Genomic DNA, 16,653 nt, shown 5'->3' on the forward strand with positions numbered 1-16,653 from the left:
CGCGCGCCCCGCGCACACCACTCACCGGCACCGCCCGGACACAGGTGGACGGCAACACTCCCCGCGACCGGATACCCTTTGACCAGACACGCGACCCATCCCACAACAGCACACGCGGCCGAGGAGTCACCCGGATGAGCACCACCCAGAGCGAGAGGCTGCGAGAGCTGCTGGAACCGCTCGTCACCTCCCAGGGGCTGGATCTCGAAGAGATCGCCGTGGACTCCGTCGGCCGCAAGCGGGTGCTGCGTGTGACCGTCGACTCCGACACCGGAGCGGACCTGGACCGGATCGCCGATGTGAGCCGCGCGCTCTCGGCGAAGCTCGACGAGACCAACGCGATGGGTGACGCCGCCTACGACCTGGAGGTCGGGACCCCCGGCGCGGAGCGACTCCTCAGCGAGTACCGCCACTTCGTGCGCGCCGTCGACCGCCTGGTGAAGTTCCAGCTGACCGAGGACGGCGAGCTGGTCGCACGCATCCTGACCGTCGACGACGAAGGCATCGACGTCGAGGTGCCCGGTGTGAAGGGCCGTAAGGCCACCACCCGACGGCTCGGCTTCGCGGAGATCGCCAAGGCGCGCGTGCAGGTCGAGTTCAGCCGCAAAGACAAGACGGACAAGAAGGACATGAAGGAAGAGGAGGAGGCGTAGCCGTGGACATCGACATGAGCGCCCTGCGGGGCTTGGTTCGGGAGAAGGAGATCTCCTTCGACCTGCTGGTCGAGGCGATCGAGTCGGCCCTCCTCATCGCGTACCACCGCACCGAGGGAAGCCGCCGGCACGCGCGCGTGGAGCTCAACCGGGAGACCGGCCATGTGACCGTGTGGGCGAAGGAGGACCCCGAGGACCTCGAGGAGGGCCAGGAGCCCCGCGAGTTCGACGACACCCCCTCCGGCTTCGGCCGCATCGCCGCGACCACCGCCAAGCAGGTGATCCTGCAGCGGCTGCGCGACGCCGAGGACGACGCCACGCTCGGCGAGTACGCCGGCCGCGAGGGCGACATCGTCACCGGCGTGGTCCAGCAGGGCCGCGACCCGAAGAACGTGCTCGTGGACATCGGCAAGCTGGAGGCCATCCTGCCGGTGCAGGAGCAGGTCCCCGGCGAGTCGTACCCGCACGGCATGCGGCTGCGGTCGTACGTCGTCCGGGTGGCCAAGGGCGTGCGCGGCCCCTCGGTGACCCTCTCCCGTACGCACCCCAACCTGGTGAAGAAGCTCTTCGCCCTGGAGGTGCCGGAGATCGCCGACGGGTCGGTGGAGATCGCGGCCATCGCCCGCGAGGCCGGCCACCGCACCAAGATCGCCGTACGGTCCACCCGTGCGGGCCTGAACGCCAAGGGTGCCTGCATCGGCCCCATGGGCGGCCGGGTGCGCAACGTGATGGGCGAACTGAACGGCGAGAAGATCGACATCGTCGACTGGTCGGACGACCCGGCCGAGATGGTGGCGAACGCGCTGTCACCCGCTCGGGTGAGCAAGGTGGAGGTCGTGGACATGGCCTCCCGCTCCGCCCGGGTGACCGTGCCGGACTACCAGCTGTCGCTGGCGATCGGCAAGGAAGGACAGAACGCCCGGCTCGCGGCCCGGCTCACCGGCTGGCGGATCGACATCCGTCCGGACACCGAGCAGGCCGGGGAGCGCGCCGGGGAATAGATCTCGGCCGGGAGTCGCTGAGATCACGTCAGCCTGTAGTGAGCAGCTGTTCGACTTTTGCCCCAAAGGGGTGAGGTCGGTACGGGGAGGTAGACTAAAGGGTGTCTGGCCGGACGCATGCCCGCGCATGCCCTGAGCGCACCTGTGTGGGGTGCAGGCAGCGAGCGGCCAAAGACGATCTGCTGCGGGCCGTGGCGGACCAGGAACAGTGCGTTCCCGATCCTCGCGGTACGCTGCCCGGCCGGGGTGCCTATGTACACCCCGACCCGGTCTGTCTCGACCAGGCGGTACGCCGCCGGGCGTTCCCACGGGCGCTGCGCGTCCCGGGTCCGCTCGACATAAAGGCGTTGCGTCAGTACGTCGAGCAGACAGACAGTTGCGAACAGGCGACACAGTAAGAAAGCGCGCCGTACGGAACCCGCCGTACGGCCTGGTACCTCGCGAGTCGAAAGCAGGTCGAGATTGCGATGAGCACTCGATGAGTACGCGATGAGTACGCCCATGAACTAGCGACGGTCCGGCTTCCCCGGACCTCAAAGGAGCGAAGTGGCTAAGGTCCGGGTCTACGAACTCGCCAAGGAGTTCGGTGTGGAGAGCAAGGTCGTCATGGCCAAGCTCCAGGAGCTCGGTGAATTCGTCCGTTCGGCGTCTTCGACCATCGAAGCGCCCGTAGTACGCAAGCTGACCGACGCCTTCCAGGGTGGCAGTGGCAAGCCCGCCCCCCGTAAGGCCGCCCCCAAGCCCGCCGCGCCCTCTCCGGCGCAGGCGGCCCGTCCGGCTGCCCCGAAGCCGGCGGCCCCCAAGCCTCCGACGGCTCCGCAGCCCGCCGCTCCGGCGGCGGCCACGACGCCGTCGGCCCCGCTGACCCCCTCGCCGGCCCCCGGCCCGCGTCCGGTTCCGGGCCCCAAGCCCGCGCCGCGTCCGGCTCCGGCCGCCCCGGAGTTCACCGCTCCGCCGGCCGCTCCGGCCGCGCAGGCCTCGCAGGCTCCGGCCACCTCGGGCCCGCGTCCCGGTGCCCGTCCGGGTGCCCCGAAGCCCGGTGGCCGTCCGGCTTCCGGCCAGGGTCAGGCCCGTCCGGGTCAGGGTGCTCCGCGCCCCGGTGGCCAGGCCCCGCGTCCGGGTGCCCGTCCGGCCGGTCCGCGCCCGGGCAACAACCCCTTCACGTCCGGTGGCTCCACCGGCATGGCGCGCCCGCAGGCGCCCCGTCCGCAGGGCGGCCCGCGTCCGGGCGGCCCCGGTGCCCCCGGCGGCGGTCCCCGTCCGCAGGGGCCCGGTGCCCAGGGCGGCGGTCCTCGTCCGCAGGCTCCGGGCGGTCAGCGTCCGTCGCCGTCCGGCATGCCCCGCCCGCAGGGCGGCCCGCGTCCCGGCCCGGCCGGTCCGCGTCCGAACCCCGGCATGATGCCGCAGCGTCCCGCTGCCGGCCCGCGTCCCGGCCCCGGTGGCGGCGGTCGCGGTCCCGGTGGTGCGGGTCGTCCCGGCGGTGCCGGTCGTCCCGGCGGCGGCTTCGCCAGTCGTCCCGGCGGCGGCGCTCGTCCGGGCGGTGGCGGCGGCTTCGCCGGCCGTCCCGCCGGTCCCGGTGGTGGCGGCGGCTTCGGCGGCGGTCCCGGTGGTGGCGGCGGTGGCCGTCCCGGCTTCGGTGGCCGTCCCGGCGGTCCCGGTGGCCGCGGTGGCACGCAGGGCGCCTTCGGCCGTCCCGGCGGTCCCGCGCGTCGCGGTCGCAAGTCGAAGCGGCAGCGTCGCCAGGAGTACGAGGCCATGCAGGCCCCGAGCGTCGGCGGCGTGATGCTGCCGCGCGGCAACGGCGAGACCATCCGTCTCTCCCGCGGCGCGTCGCTCACCGACTTCGCGGAGAAGATCAACGCCAACCCGGCGTCCCTCGTCGCGGTCATGATGAACCTCGGCGAGATGGTCACGGCCACGCAGTCCGTCTCCGACGAGACGCTGCAGCTCCTCGCCGACGAGATGAACTACACGGTTCAGATCGTCAGCCCCGAGGAGGAGGACCGCGAGCTGCTCGAGTCCTTCGACATCGAGTTCGGCGAGGACGAGGGCGCCGAGGAGGACCTGGTCGTCCGTCCGCCGGTCGTCACCGTCATGGGTCACGTCGACCACGGTAAGACCCGACTGCTCGACGCCATCCGCAAGACGAACGTCATCGCGGGCGAGGCCGGCGGCATCACCCAGCACATCGGTGCCTACCAGGTCGCGACCGAGGTCAACGACGAAGAGCGCAAGATCACCTTCATCGACACCCCGGGTCACGAGGCGTTCACCGCCATGCGTGCCCGTGGTGCGAAGTCGACCGACATCGCGATCCTGGTCGTCGCGGCCAACGACGGCGTCATGCCGCAGACGGTCGAGGCGCTGAACCACGCCAAGGCGGCCGACGTGCCGATCGTGGTCGCGGTCAACAAGATCGACGTCGAGGGTGCGGACCCGACCAAGGTGCGCGGTCAGCTGACCGAGTACGGCCTGGTGGCCGAGGAGTACGGCGGCGACACGATGTTCGTCGACATCTCCGCCAAGCAGGGTCTGCACATCGACAGCCTCCTCGAGGCCGTCGTCCTCACCGCCGATGCCTCGCTCGACCTGCGGGCCAACCCGAGCCAGGACGCGCAGGGCATCTCGATCGAGTCCCGCCTCGACCGCGGCCGTGGTGCCGTGGCGACGGTCCTCGTCCAGCGAGGCACGCTGCGGGTCGGCGACACGATGGTCGTGGGCGACGCCTACGGCCGAGTCCGCGCCATGCTCGACGACAACGGCAACAACGTCGCCGAGGCCGGCCCGTCGACGCCGGTCCAGGTCCTGGGCCTGACCAACGTCCCGGGTGCGGGCGACAACTTCCTGGTGGTGGACGAGGACCGTACGGCCCGTCAGATCGCCGAGAAGCGCGCCGCCCGTGAGCGCAACGCCGCGTTCGCCAAGCGCACGCGCCGCGTGTCGCTGGAGGACCTGGACAAGGTGCTGAAGGCCGGCGAGGTCCAGCAGCTGAACCTGATCATCAAGGGCGACGCGTCCGGATCGGTCGAGGCTCTGGAGTCCTCCCTGCTCCAGCTGGACGTCGGCGAAGAGGTCGACATCCGCGTCCTGCACCGCGGCGTCGGTGCGGTCACGGAGTCCGACATCGACCTGGCGATGGGCTCCGACGCCATCGTGATCGGCTTCAACGTCCGCGCGGCCGGCCGCGCGGCGCAGATGGCCGAGCGCGAGGGTGTGGACGTCCGGTACTACTCGGTCATCTACCAGGCGATCGAGGAGATCGAGGCGGCCCTCAAGGGCATGCTCAAGCCGGAGTACGAAGAGGTCGAGCTCGGTACGGCGGAGATCCGCGAGGTCTTCAAGTCGTCCAAGCTGGGCAACATCGCCGGTGTCCTCATCCGCTCGGGCGAGGTCAAGCGCAACACCAAGGCGCGCCTCATCCGCGACGGCAAGGTGGTCGCGGAGAACCTCACCATCGAGGGCCTGCGTCGCTTCAAGGACGACGTCACCGAGATCCGCGAAGGCTACGAGGGCGGTATCAACCTCGGCAACTTCAACGACATCAAGGTCGACGACGTCATCGCGACGTACGAGATGCGGGAGAAGCCGCGGGCGTAACGCCTACGGTTCGTGCTGGCCGACGGGACTTCGGTCCTGTCGGCCAGCACGCCGTTCCCGGGGGCTCAGCCCCCAGGCTCCCGCTGCATCCCAGGGTGCGGTAAAACCCCGTCGAGCCACCACGCGGGTTCGCGTAACCTTCTTGATGTCCCCGGCCCACACGGACCCGGGGCCATCGATCCCGTACCGGCGGGTGAACCGGCTACACACATGTACGTGGGGACTCTGTCCTTCGACCTCCTCCTCGGCGACGTCCACTCGCTGAAGGAGAAGCGCTCCGTCGTCCGCCCCATCGTCGCCGAACTCCAGCGGAAGTACTCCGTGAGCGCGGCCGAGGTGGACCACATGGACCTCCACCGGCGGGCGATCATCGGCCTCGCCGTGGTCTCCGGAGACGCGAGCCACCTCACCGACGTACTGGACCGGTGCGAACGGCTGGTCGCCGGCCGCCCCGAAGTGGAGCTGCTGTCCGTGCGACGGCGCTTCCACGGTGACGACGACTGACCACAGAACGAGAAGAAGAAAGAACGGGAGACGGACCAGTGGCCGACAACGCGCGGGCGAAAAGGCTGGCGGACCTCATCCGGGAGGTGGTGGCCCAGAAGCTGCAGCGCGGGATCAAGGACCCGCGGCTCGGCTCGCACGTCACCATCACGGACACCCGGGTCACGGGTGACCTGCGGGAGGCGACCGTCTTCTACACGGTCTACGGGGACGAGGAGGAGCGGAAGGCCGCTGCCGCCGGCCTGGAGAGCGCCAAGGGCATCCTGCGCTCCGAGGTCGGCCGCGCGGCCGGCGTGAAGTTCACGCCGACCCTCACCTTCGTCGCGGACGCCCTTCCGGACACCGCCCGGACCATCGAGGACCTCCTCGACAAGGCACGGCAGTCCGACCAGAAGGTGCGCGAGGCCTCCGCGGGCGCCAGGTACGCCGGTGAAGCCGACCCGTACAAGAAGCCTGGTGACGAGGACGACACCGCCGAATGACCCAGAAGCACACCACGCCCGACGGCCTCGTCATCGTCGACAAGCCGTCGGGCTTCACTTCGCACGACGTGGTCGCCAAGATGCGCGGCATCGCGCGCACGCGCCGCGTCGGCCACGCCGGCACCCTCGACCCGATGGCCACCGGCGTCCTCGTCCTCGGTGTGGAGCGCGCCACCAAGCTCCTCGGGCACCTCGCCCTGACCGAGAAGGAGTACCTGGGCACCATCCGGCTCGGCCAGAACACCGTCACCGACGACGCCGAGGGGGAGATCACCACCTCCACCGACGCGTCCCAGGTGACCCGCGACGCCATCGACGCCGGCATCGCCCGGCTGACCGGCGACATCATGCAGGTCCCGTCCAAGGTCAGCGCCATCAAGATCGACGGCGTACGGTCGTACAAGCGGGCCCGTGAGGGCGAGGACTTCGAGATCCCCGCCCGGCCGGTGAAGGTCTCCTCCTTCGCGGTGTACGACGTCCGGGACGCGGTCGCCGAGGACGGCACCGCCGTGCTCGACCTGGTGGTCTCGGTGGTCTGCTCCTCCGGCACCTACATCCGGGCCCTCGCCCGCGACCTGGGCGCCGACCTGGGCGTCGGCGGCCATCTCACCGCGCTGCGCCGCACCCGCGTCGGGCCGTACAAGATCGACTCCGCGAGGACGCTGGACCAGCTCCAGGAGGAGCTGACCGTGATGCCGATCGCCGAGGCCGCCTCGGCCGCGTTCGCTCGCTGGGACGTGGACGCCAAGCGCGCCCGGCTGCTCCTGAACGGGGTCCGGCTGGAGATGCCCGAGGAGTACGCGGGCGCCGGTCCCGTCGCCGTGTTCGATCCCGAGGGCCGCTTGCTCGCCCTGGTCGAGGAGCACAAGGGCAAGGCGAAGAGCCTGGCCGTCTTCGGCTGACCGGGATCAGCCAACTGCCCCACGGGTTCCTGCCCGTGGAGCGGCGGCCACGGGGTAGTGCCACTGCCGCCGCTCCACGGTCCCCCCCTCGGTTCCCCCACCCCTAGGGTGTATCCAGCCGCCCCCGCCTATTCACCCGACCGGGCAGGCGCTCGGAGTGAAGCGGGGGAGCGGAAGGGGGCGCTTTCGCCCCGCGAGCTGTCCTGCTGATCACCACGCCCCTACCGTCGAGATCGAGGGCACGTGTGTACGGGCGGGGAGGTACGGCCATGGCGGGACGCGGCAGCGATGGAATCCGTACCGGCGTCTTCGGCCGCGCCCGGCACGAGCACCGCACGGCCGGCACGGACCACACGAACGGTACGGACGGTACCGACGGCCCGACGCGCACGGACGTCCTCGTCCGCATCCGCGACCTGGCCGGCCGCCCCCGCGGAGTCGGCTTCCTGGCCGACCACGACGGCACCCTCCTCACCAGCCACGAGGCCGTCGACGGGCTCGCCCGGCTGGTCCTGCAGACCGCCGAGGGCCGCACCTGCGTGGTCGGCACCGACGAGGTCACCCCGCTGCCCGAGCTCGACCTGGCCCTGGTCCGCACCGAGGGCCTGGCCGTGGATCCCCTCCCGCTGATGGTCCGGGAACGCGTCGAGGCGGGGACGTACGTCCGGGTCGCCGCGGGCTGCTGGCGCGAGGCGCGGGTGCTCGCCACCACCCAGGCGACGTACACGGCCACCGACCGCTTCCACCTCCTCGAGGACGTCCTGGAGCTGGCCATCGGCACGGCGGGCCGCGACGCCCTCCGGCTCGGCGGCGGCGCCACCGGAGGACCGGTGCTGGATGCGCACACCGGCGCGGTCCTCGGCGTCCTCGGCACCGCCCTGCACTCCGCCCAGCGCGACGCCGGCTTCGCGGTGCCGCTCAGGCCGGCCGACGGCCCGCTGGCCGCGCTGCTCGCCCGCAACGCGGCCACCGTGCCCGCCTACGGCGCCGACCTCAACCTGGCCGGCATCCTGGAGCTGACCGCCACCTCGGTCGGCCAGGACGGCCCGGAGGGCGCCCTCGGTGCCGCCGGTCCCCGTCCGGTGCAGCCGGTCGAACGCGCCGACGTGGTGGGGGAGTTGGCCGCCTTCGTGGACGGCAACCGCGCCGTGCTCGGCGTCGTCGGCGCCCCGGGCAGCGGTCGTACGACGGAACTCGCGGCCCTCGCCGCCCGCCGGGGCCGGGCCGGGCGGCCGGCGCCCACGCTGTGGCTGCGCGGCGCCGACCTGAGGGACGCCGACGACTCCGTGGCCGACGCGGCCCGCCGCGCCCTGCAGCGGGCCGCCCGGATCGTCGCCGCCTCCCGCTCGCTGCAACCCGTCGACCTCGGCGACGTGACACCGCAGCGCGTGGCCCGCCTCGCGGCAGGGGCCGGCCGCCCGCTGCTGCTCCTGCTCGACGGCCCAGAGGAGATGCCGCCCGTCCTCGCCCACCGGCTGCCCGAGTGGACCGGGGGGACGGCCGAGTGGCTGCGGGAGACCGGGGCGCGGCTGGTGGTGGCCTGCCGGGAGGAGTACTGGGAGCGTGCCGGGGCCGGGTTCCCGGCGGACCTGCGCCACGTGCCGGCGGGCGGCACAGGCGACCTCCCGCCGTGCGTGCGGCTCGCCGACCTCACCGAGGAGGAGGCCCGACGCGCCCGCGACCGCTACGGCATCCCCGAGGGCGCCCTCGCCGACCACGACGCCCGGCACCCGCTCACCCTGCGCCTGCTCTCCGAGGTCCGCGCCGCCCTCCCGGACGCCCCGCCCGCCGGGCCCGCCGACCGGCATGAGGTCTTCGCCGCCCACCTCGACCTGATGTGCCTGCGCATCGCCGTCCGCCTGGCCGCCGAGAACGGGCTGCGCGGTACGGCCGTACGGCGGCTCGCGGCGCGGGTGGCCGGGCAGGTGCACGAGGCCGCCCGGCGCAGCCTCGGCCCCGGCCAGGGCGAGCTGGACCGCGCCGCCTTCGAGGCCGTGTTCCCCTGGGGACCCGCCCCGGCCCGGCTCGGCGGCGGCTCCGGCTGGGCCTCCGCCGTCCTCACCGAAGGCCTCCTGGTCCCGGCCGGCGGCGGGTACCGCTTCGCCCACGAGGAGCTGGCCGACTGGATCCAGGGCATGCACCTCGACCTGGACGAGGCCCTGCACGCCCTGGTCCACCGCCCGCGCACCCCCGAGGGAGCCCACCCGGTCCCCGTCCCGCACCACCGCGTCGGCCCGGTCGTCCAGGCCCTGCTCCTCCTCGCCCGCCAGCGAGGCCACCGCCAACTCTCCCTTCGGTTGAGGGAGTTGATGGACGCCCTGGATCTGGACCCCACCTCCTGGTGGGCCGCCCGGCTGATCACCCGCACGCTTCTCCAGGTCCCGGACGCGACGCCGTACACCGAGGTGCTCCGCCTCCTCGCCGACCGCATCGTCGGCTGGCGCCTCGGCGGGCGCCCCGTCCCGCCCGAGTTCGGCCCCGCCTTCTGGACCACCCTGCCCGTCCCGGGCTCCGAGCGCCTCGCCCTGCTCCAGCGGCTGGTCCTGGCGGACGGGGCGCCCTCGGAGCCGGGCTGCGTCGCCGCGGGTGAGCGCTACCTGGACGCCGTGGCCCGCCTGCTCGCGGCCGAGCCCGGTGCCGTACAGCCGCACCTCACCTCCTGGTTCGACGACGAGCGGCCGCTGCCCGCGACCCCGCACGCCACCGTGGCGACCGCCGCGCAGGCGCTGCTGCACACGCACCGGCACGGGGCCCTGGACGACCTCACCGAGGTGCTCGTGGAGAGCGCGCACCCCAGGGCCCACGAACTGCTCGCCGTCCTCGCCGAGGACGAGCCCTCGGCCGTGTGCCGGGCCGTGGACCGCTGGGCGCACGACGAGCGCCCCGCCCGCCGGGTGGCGGCGGTGGCGTACGGGCTGCGCGCGGCTCCCCACGTCCGTTCGGCGGCGGACCGCGAACTGCTGCGCTACGCCGCCCTCGCCCTGCTCGCCCGCCCCGCCGACTGCGGCCTGCACGGCGGAGCCCTCGCCGTCCTGGTCCGCGACCCGGACACCCGCGACCGGTACCTCGCCGAGGCGCTGGCCCACTTCGCCGACGGCGACCCGCAGGTCCCGCCCGGCGCCCTGGTCCCGGCCCTGACCACCCACACCGAACCCGTCCTGGATGCCTTCCGCACCCGACTGCACGGCGGCCCGGACCCGGGGGAGACGCTCCACGCGCTCGCCGACGTCACGACCCCGGCCCTGGCCCTCCGGGTCGCGGCCCTGGTCCGGGAGGCGGTGGGCGTGCGCCCGGAGACGGCCGGGCACGTGGCCGGGTACGTCGACCGCCGCCTCGACCAGGGCCCCGGCGCCCGCTTCGTCCTGCTGCCCCTGGTCACCGGCCTGCTCGAGGGCGGCCCCGAAAGGGTCCGGGCGGCCCTCGCCACCGTCCTCGCCGCCCCCGGCGCCCCGGCCTCCCACTCCCTGCGCCGCGAGCTGCTGGACTTCCTGCTCGCCCGCGAGCACGACCCGGACGTCCTGGACGCCGTCCTGCACGCGGCGGCCCCGCACGGCGCGGACCGGGACGCGGAGCTGCGCGCACTGGTCCACCGCACGGGCCTGCTCCTCGTCCGCACCCCCGACGGCGCCACCCGCTTCGACTGGAGCCTGGTCGTCCTGTCCCGGCACGTGCCCGGCTTCGCCGCCCGGCTGGCCCGCTGGCTCGGCGAGACCCCGCAGGACTGGGCGGCTGTGGTGGGCCCCAGCGCCCGCCGCATGATCGAGAACCTGGCGGGGGTGCGCGTCCCGGCCTGAGCCGCCCCCCGAACGTGCGCCCGGTCACAGCCTCGATGCCGATGCGGGCCCGGGGCACCAGGCATGGCACCCTTAGACCTGCACCAGAGGTCAAACGGTAGACACGGACACGGGTTCGAGGAGCGGTCACAGTGCAGCGCTGGCGTGGCTTGGAGGACATCCCCCAGGACTGGGGGCGCAGCGTCGTCACCATCGGTTCCTACGACGGCGTCCACCGCGGCCACCAGCTGATCATCAGGCATGCCGTGGACCGCGCCCGCGAGCTGGGCGTACCGGCCGTCGTCGTCACCTTCGACCCGCACCCCAGCGAGGTCGTCCGCCCCGGCAGCCACCCGCCCCTGCTCGCCCCGCACCACCGGCGCGCCGAGCTGATGGCGGAGCTCGGTGTCGACGCGTGCCTCATCCTCCCCTTCACCACCGAGTTCTCGAAGCTGTCGCCCGCCGAGTTCGTCGTCAAGGTGCTGGTCGACAAGCTGCACGCCAAGGCGGTCGTCGAGGGCCCGAACTTCCGCTTCGGCCACAGGGCGGCCGGCAACGTGGAGTTCCTCGCCGAGCAGGGCAAGATCTACGACTTCGAGGTGGAGGTCGTGGACCTGTACGTCACGGGCTCGGCAGGCGGCGGTCAGCCGTTCTCCTCGACCCTGACCCGGCGCCTGGTCGCCGAGGGCGACGTGGCCGGTGCCCGCGAGATCCTGGGCCGCCCGCACCGGGTGGAGGGCGTGGTCGTCCGCGGCGCCCAGCGCGGCCGCGAGCTGGGCTTCCCCACGGCCAACGTGGAGACGCTCCCGCACACCGCGATCCCCGCAGACGGTGTGTACGCCGGCTATCTGCACGCGCAGGGCGAGGTCATGCCGGCCGCGATCTCCGTCGGCACGAACCCGCAGTTCGACGGCACCGAGCGCACGGTGGAGGCGTACGCCATCGACCGCGTCGGCCTCGACCTGTACGGCCTGCACGTCGCCGTCGACTTCCTCGCCTATGTGCGCGGCCAGGCGAAGTTCGACTCGCTGGAGGCCCTGCTGGAGCAGATGGGCGAGGACGTGAAGCGGTGCCGGGAGATCGTGGCGGCGGAGGAGTAGGTCTTCTTCGCGAGCCTTCTTCACGAGTCTTCTGCGTGAATCCTGTTCGCGCAGCGAAAGGGCGGCCGGTGCGGAAGACGCACCGGCCGCCCTTCTTCATGCCGTCCTACTGCTGGGGCGGAGCCTGCGGCGGCTGCGGCTGCTGCTGTCCCTGCGGAGGCTGCGGGTGGCCCTGCTGGGGCTGGTACGGCTGCCCGGGGTCCTGCGGCGGGTAGGGCTGACCCGGGGCCTGCGGGTACGGGTGCTGCGGCTGTGCCTGCTGCGGCGGATAGGGCTGCGGCGGCCCGGTGTACAGCTCCGGGCCGGGGGCCTGCGGCGGATACGGCTGGCCCTGCTGGGGCGGGTAGGGCTGGCCCTGCTGGTAGGGCTGGCCCTGCTGGTAGGGCTGGCCCGGCATGGGCTGACCAGGCATCGGCGGGGCGGCCACCGGCGGCGGGTTGCCGTCGCTGGTCCACAGCCCGTGCGACTGCTGGTGCCGTACGAGGTCCTCGGCGACCATGGCGGCGAGGTTGAAGTACGCCTCCCGCACCTTGGGCCGCATCATGTCCAGGTCGACCTCGGCACCGGCGGCAAGATGCTCGTCGAAGGGCACCACGATGACGCCGCGGCAGCGGGTCTCGAAGTGCGCCACGATGTCCTCGACCTTGATCATCTTGCCGGTCTCGCGGACCCCGGAGATGACGGTGATCGACCGCGAGACGAGGTCGGCGTACCCGTGCGCGGACAGCCAGTCCAGGGTCGTACTCGCGCTGCTCGCCCCGTCCACCGACGGCGTCGAGATGATGATCAGCTGGTCGGCGAGGTCGAGCACCCCGCGCATCGCGCTGTACAGCAGGCCCGTACCCGAGTCGGTGAGGATGACCGGGTACTGCTTGCCGAGCACGTCGATGGCGCGCCGGTAGTCCTCGTCGTTGAACGTGGTCGAGACGGCCGGGTCCACGTCGTTGGCGATGATCTCCAGACCGGAGGGCGCCTGGGAGGTGAACCGCCGGATGTCCATGTACGAGTTGAGGTACGGGATCGCCTGGACGAGGTCACGGATGGTGGCCCCGGTCTCCCGGCGCACCCGTCGGCCGAGCGTACCGGCGTCCGGGTTCGCGTCGATCGCGAGGATCTTGTCCTGCCGCTCGGTGGCGAGCGTGGAGCCGAGCGCGGTGGTCGTGGTGGTCTTGCCCACGCCGCCCTTGAGGCTGATGACCGCGATCCGGTAGCAGGACAACACCGGCGTGCGGATCAAATCCAGCTTCCGCTGCCGCTCCGCCTCCTCCTTCTTGCCGCCCAGCTTGAAGCGGGACGAGGCAGCCGCGGGCCGTCCGCTCTTCGCCTTCTGCCGCTTGTTGTTGAGCAGCCGGTCGGACGACAACTCCACCGCCGCGGTGTAACCCAGAGGCGCGGCACCCGGGTTGGTCGGCTGCCGCTGGTCGTGCTGCATCGGCTGCGGCCAGGCGGCACCGGCACGGGGGTCGCCGGTGGGCTGCCCGGGCTGCCCGGCCTGGGCAGCGTGCGCGGACTCGGGGTTCTGCGGGGGCGGCGGCTGCTGTCCGGGCTGCGGGAACCCGTAACCGCCGGGCTGGGCCTGGGGGTTGGGGGTGCCGGGTTGGGGGAAGCCGTAGCCGCTCGGTGGGGTGGGGCCGGTGGGGGTGGGGCCGGTGGGGGTTGGCTGCTGTCCCTGCTGAGGGAATCCGTAACCGCCGGGCTGGGCCTGGGGGTTGGGGGTGCCGGGTTGGGGGAAGCCATACCCGCTCGGCGGCGTGGGGCCGGTCGGGGCGGCTTGCTGTCCCGGCTGCGGGAAGCCGTATCCGCCCGGTTGCGGGGTGGGACCGGCGGGGTTCGGCTGGGGCGCCGGAGGCTGCGGGAAGCCGTAACCGCCGGGCGGCGTGGGGCCGGTGTGGGTCGGCTGCTGTCCCGGGGCCGGGGCGGGAGCCGCGTTCTGTTCGGCCGTGGGGGCGGGAGCACCGGGCTGGTTCCAGGCGGCGGGCGCGGGCTGCGGCGCCTGCGGCTGGAACGGCGGCTGCTGTCCGGGAGCGTCGACGGGTCCTTGCGCGGCGGTCGGCTGCGGCTGACCGGGCATCGGGCCCGGCTGCTGCGCCGCGCCCTGCGCAGGCCACTGGGCCGCCGGGGCGGGCGCGGCGGGCTGGTACGACGGCGGCAGCGGGGGCACCCCGTTCTGCGGCGCCGGCGGGGGACCCCAGGCAGGCGGCGCATCCTGGGGGCCCGCGGGGGCTGCCGGCGCCGCGCTCTGCGGGCCGGTGCCCTGGGCAGCACCGCTCTCGGGCGCGCCGTCCTGCGGTACGGCGTGCGCTTCCGTGGACTTGGCTGCGTCGGACTCGGCGTCGGCGGCCGCGCTGTCCTGGGCGGTGCCTGCGGTCGCGGCCTCGGGGGCGTTGTCGCCCTCGGCCTTGCTCTCGGCGTCGAGGTCTGCGGCGGTCTCGGCTTGGGCCACGGCCTCGTTGTCGGGAGACTCGGAGGTCACCGCCGTATCGACGTCGGTCTCCTCGGCATCGGAAGCCGTGGCGGCCTCGGCGCTCTGCTCGGAGCCGTCCGTACCGGAGCCGTTCGTACCGGAGTTGTCCGGCGAGGCCGACTCCGCATCGGCCTGGGTGCCCTCGGCATCGGCGGCAGCACTCCTGTCGTCGCCGCCGGCGGATCCGGCACCGTCGGCGGAGCCCTCTGCGGAAGCCCCGCTCCCGGCCTCGGCCGGCTTCTCCTCGGCAGCCGCGCGCTCCGCCATCTCGGCGATCTCGGCCATCTCACGCTTCAGGGCAACGGCGGAGAACTTCATGGTCGCCCCGCTCTCCAGGTCACCGCTGCCCGACTCGGGCTGCGGGACGGCCGCGGGGGAGGAAGCTACCGGAGCGACCGGAGCCGGGGCCTCCGGCTGGGACGGCTCGGAGACCTGCGCCGGCTGCGCCTGCTGCGGCTCGAACCCATCGGGCAGCCTCGGCATCGGAACCGGGCTCCCGGTCGGCGGGTTGGGCGCAGCGTACGGCGTCCCGGGACCGGCAGCCGGAGCGGGCGGGGGCGGGGGCGGGGGCGGGGCGTAGGGTGCCCCGGCAGCGGGAGCAGGCTGAGAGAACGGCGCCCCCGGACCGGGAGGCGGCGGGGCAAACGGCGCCCCCGAGGCCGGAGCAGCCGGAGCAGGCGGAACCGGCGGGGCGTACGGACCCCCGGGCACGGCCGTACCGCTCGCCGGAGTCCCGTGCGGCGGCGGGGTGGGCCCCGGAACAGGAGCCCCCGGAACAGGAGCCCCCGGAACGGGCGCGCCCTGAGGGAACGGCGGAAGCGGCGCGGCACCGGCACCCCCCGGACCACTCGGCATGCCGGAACCGCTTGTGTCACCGGCGCCGCTCGCACCACCGGGGCCGCTCGCACCACCGGGGCCGGAGGCGGCCGGAGCCGCACCGCCCGCGGTGCCGGAACCCCCGGACGTCCCGGACGCGTTCTGCGTGTACCAGGCGGGCGGGGCGTAGTCGATGGTGAACTCGCCGGTGGTCTCGAAGGCCGACTCCGCGTCGGGCTGGTCATCGTCGGGTGTGGCCCAGCCCCCGCGCATACCGTCCCGATCGCTGCTCACAGTTCCTCCTGGTGTGGTCGAGCACCCTGTTGCCGTACCGGGGCGACCATGTCGTGTCGTTCACGTCGTCCGTAGTCGTTCGAGGCAGTCCGATCCACCGGCTCTCCCCCTGGGACGACGACGCCTGGTCCACGGGTCTGGCATCGCGCCCGCTCCCAGCCTAATCACCACGAGGCACACCTCGGCAGGCCCGCCCACCACTCGGCTCACGCCGAACGGCGCCAGGCGTGAACAAACACCGAACAAACCACGCAGGAGTAACGCGAAAGCGTCGAACAAAGAGGACGAGACAGGTCAGTTCAGTCCATCCGTCGCGGCGTACCCAACAATCCGATCTCGGCATCGGTGGGTTGGGTCATCACGTACTGCCGGTCACGGTCGGTGCACCACAGCGTCACACCGTCGGGCAGCGCGGGCAACGACTCCACCTCGGTCCGGGTCAGCCCCATGGTGCGGCCCAGTTCGGCGGCCTCGTCCGGTGAGACCCGCTGGATGCCGGCGAGCCGGGCCTGCCGCAGCAGCCGCGGAGCGACCGGGCTGAGATACGGCAGCAGGGTCAGCACCGACTGCCAGGGCCCCGACACCGTACGCCCGCGCGGCGGCCGCATACCGCAGTCCCGTACCACGAGCACGGGCGTACCGGCCGAGGCGCCCTGCGGCGGGACCCGCCCCACGTCGTACACGGCGAGCCCGTTCTGCCCGCCGCCCATGGCGTGCACCATCTGCATCCAGGCCTGCGGCCGACCGGTCTCCACGGCAACCCGCGCCCCCGTGGCCGCCGTACGCAGCGCCAGCACCTGCGCGGTCCACAGCCCGCCGATCAGCACGACGTCGTACGGCGTGGGCCGGTTGATACCCAACACGGCCGGCTGCCCTTCGGCGTCAACTCCGGCCACCACGCCGTCGTCCCCGATGGGCAGAGCGAGCGCGTCCAGTTGCTGGACGGGCAGCGCGTGCCGGCCGTGCCTGGGCCCGATCAGCCCGAGCCCGTGCCGCAGCCGCTCACCCGTGCGTCGAAGCCCGGAGGCCGAGGCCGCATCCGGGGCCGCGGAACTCGCCGTCATCGT

11 protein-coding genes are annotated in these 16,653 nt (G+C 73.3%); 9 read left to right on the forward strand and 2 right to left on the reverse strand.

The window, feature by feature from the left end; genetic code table 11:
- The first annotated feature begins 134 nt into the window (after nt 1–134).
- The 9 genes from rimP (at nt 135) to ACZ5DS_RS15610 (ending at nt 12,012) form a co-directional block, all read left to right on the forward strand.
- Nucleotides 135–653 (forward strand): ribosome maturation factor RimP, encoded by a 519-nt coding sequence (gene rimP, locus ACZ5DS_RS15570; RefSeq protein ID WP_468238050.1) that lies wholly within the window; start codon nt 135–137, stop codon nt 651–653.
- A 2-nt stretch (nt 654–655) separates the two neighbouring features.
- On the forward strand, nt 656–1,654 hold the full coding sequence (nusA, locus tag ACZ5DS_RS15575) for a transcription termination factor NusA (protein WP_393483565.1): 999 nt from the start codon (nt 656–658) through the stop codon (nt 1,652–1,654).
- Between the two features lie 101 nt (nt 1,655–1,755).
- Entirely contained in the window at nt 1,756–2,052 is a 297-nt protein-coding gene (locus ACZ5DS_RS15580; RefSeq protein WP_468238052.1) for a YlxR family protein, read from the forward strand.
- Between the two features lie 148 nt (nt 2,053–2,200).
- Nucleotides 2,201–5,251, forward strand: a complete 3,051-nt coding sequence (gene infB, locus ACZ5DS_RS15585; protein WP_468238055.1) for a translation initiation factor IF-2 — start codon at nt 2,201–2,203, stop codon at nt 5,249–5,251.
- A 210-nt stretch (nt 5,252–5,461) separates the two neighbouring features.
- Nucleotides 5,462–5,755: a DUF503 domain-containing protein gene (locus ACZ5DS_RS15590; RefSeq protein WP_468238057.1), complete on the forward strand. Its 294-nt coding sequence runs from the start codon at nt 5,462–5,464 to the stop codon at nt 5,753–5,755.
- 38 nt (nt 5,756–5,793) lie between these two features.
- Nucleotides 5,794–6,237: a 30S ribosome-binding factor RbfA gene (rbfA, locus tag ACZ5DS_RS15595; protein ID WP_468238060.1), complete on the forward strand. Its 444-nt coding sequence runs from the start codon at nt 5,794–5,796 to the stop codon at nt 6,235–6,237.
- Nucleotides 6,234–7,139, forward strand: coding sequence for a tRNA pseudouridine(55) synthase TruB (truB, locus tag ACZ5DS_RS15600; RefSeq protein ID WP_468238063.1), 906 nt, complete (start codon nt 6,234–6,236; stop codon nt 7,137–7,139). The genes rbfA and truB overlap by 4 nt, the downstream gene beginning before the upstream one ends.
- A 269-nt stretch (nt 7,140–7,408) precedes the next feature.
- A complete protein-coding gene (locus tag ACZ5DS_RS15605) occupies nt 7,409–10,933 on the forward strand; it encodes a trypsin-like peptidase domain-containing protein (protein ID WP_468238065.1) in 3,525 nt (1,174 codons plus the stop codon).
- Nucleotides 10,934–11,064: 131 nt separating this feature from the next.
- Nucleotides 11,065–12,012, forward strand: a complete 948-nt coding sequence (locus ACZ5DS_RS15610; protein WP_468238067.1) for a bifunctional riboflavin kinase/FAD synthetase — start codon at nt 11,065–11,067, stop codon at nt 12,010–12,012.
- Nucleotides 12,013–12,118: 106 nt separating this feature from the next.
- On the opposite strand, the gene ACZ5DS_RS15615 is transcribed toward ACZ5DS_RS15610, so the two are convergent.
- Nucleotides 12,119–15,586, reverse strand: coding sequence for an SCO5717 family growth-regulating ATPase (locus ACZ5DS_RS15615; protein WP_468238070.1), 3,468 nt, complete (start codon nt 15,584–15,586; stop codon nt 12,119–12,121).
- Nucleotides 15,587–15,885: 299 nt separating this feature from the next.
- Nucleotides 15,886–16,650 carry a hypothetical protein gene (locus tag ACZ5DS_RS15620; protein ID WP_468238073.1) on the reverse strand — a complete coding sequence of 255 codons (765 nt, stop codon included), beginning with the start codon at nt 16,648–16,650 and terminating at the stop codon, nt 15,886–15,888.
- Nucleotides 16,651–16,653 lie beyond the last annotated feature (3 nt).

Source organism: Streptomyces sp. NPDC031100 (genome assembly GCF_055570785.1).

Excerpts from the sequence above, each read along its gene's own strand:
- rimP (WP_468238050.1), top strand. The coding sequence starts at position 135 with ATGAGCACCACCCAGAGCGAGAGGCTGCGAGAGCTGCTGGAACCGCTC.
- ACZ5DS_RS15590 (WP_468238057.1), top strand. The coding sequence starts at position 5,462 with ATGTACGTGGGGACTCTGTCCTTCGACCTCCTCCTCGGCGACGTCCAC.
- truB (WP_468238063.1), top strand. The coding sequence starts at position 6,234 with ATGACCCAGAAGCACACCACGCCCGACGGCCTCGTCATCGTCGACAAG.
- ACZ5DS_RS15605 (WP_468238065.1), top strand. The coding sequence starts at position 7,409 with ATGGCGGGACGCGGCAGCGATGGAATCCGTACCGGCGTCTTCGGCCGC.
- ACZ5DS_RS15620 (WP_468238073.1), bottom strand. The coding sequence starts at position 16,650 with ATGACGGCGAGTTCCGCGGCCCCGGATGCGGCCTCGGCCTCCGGGCTT.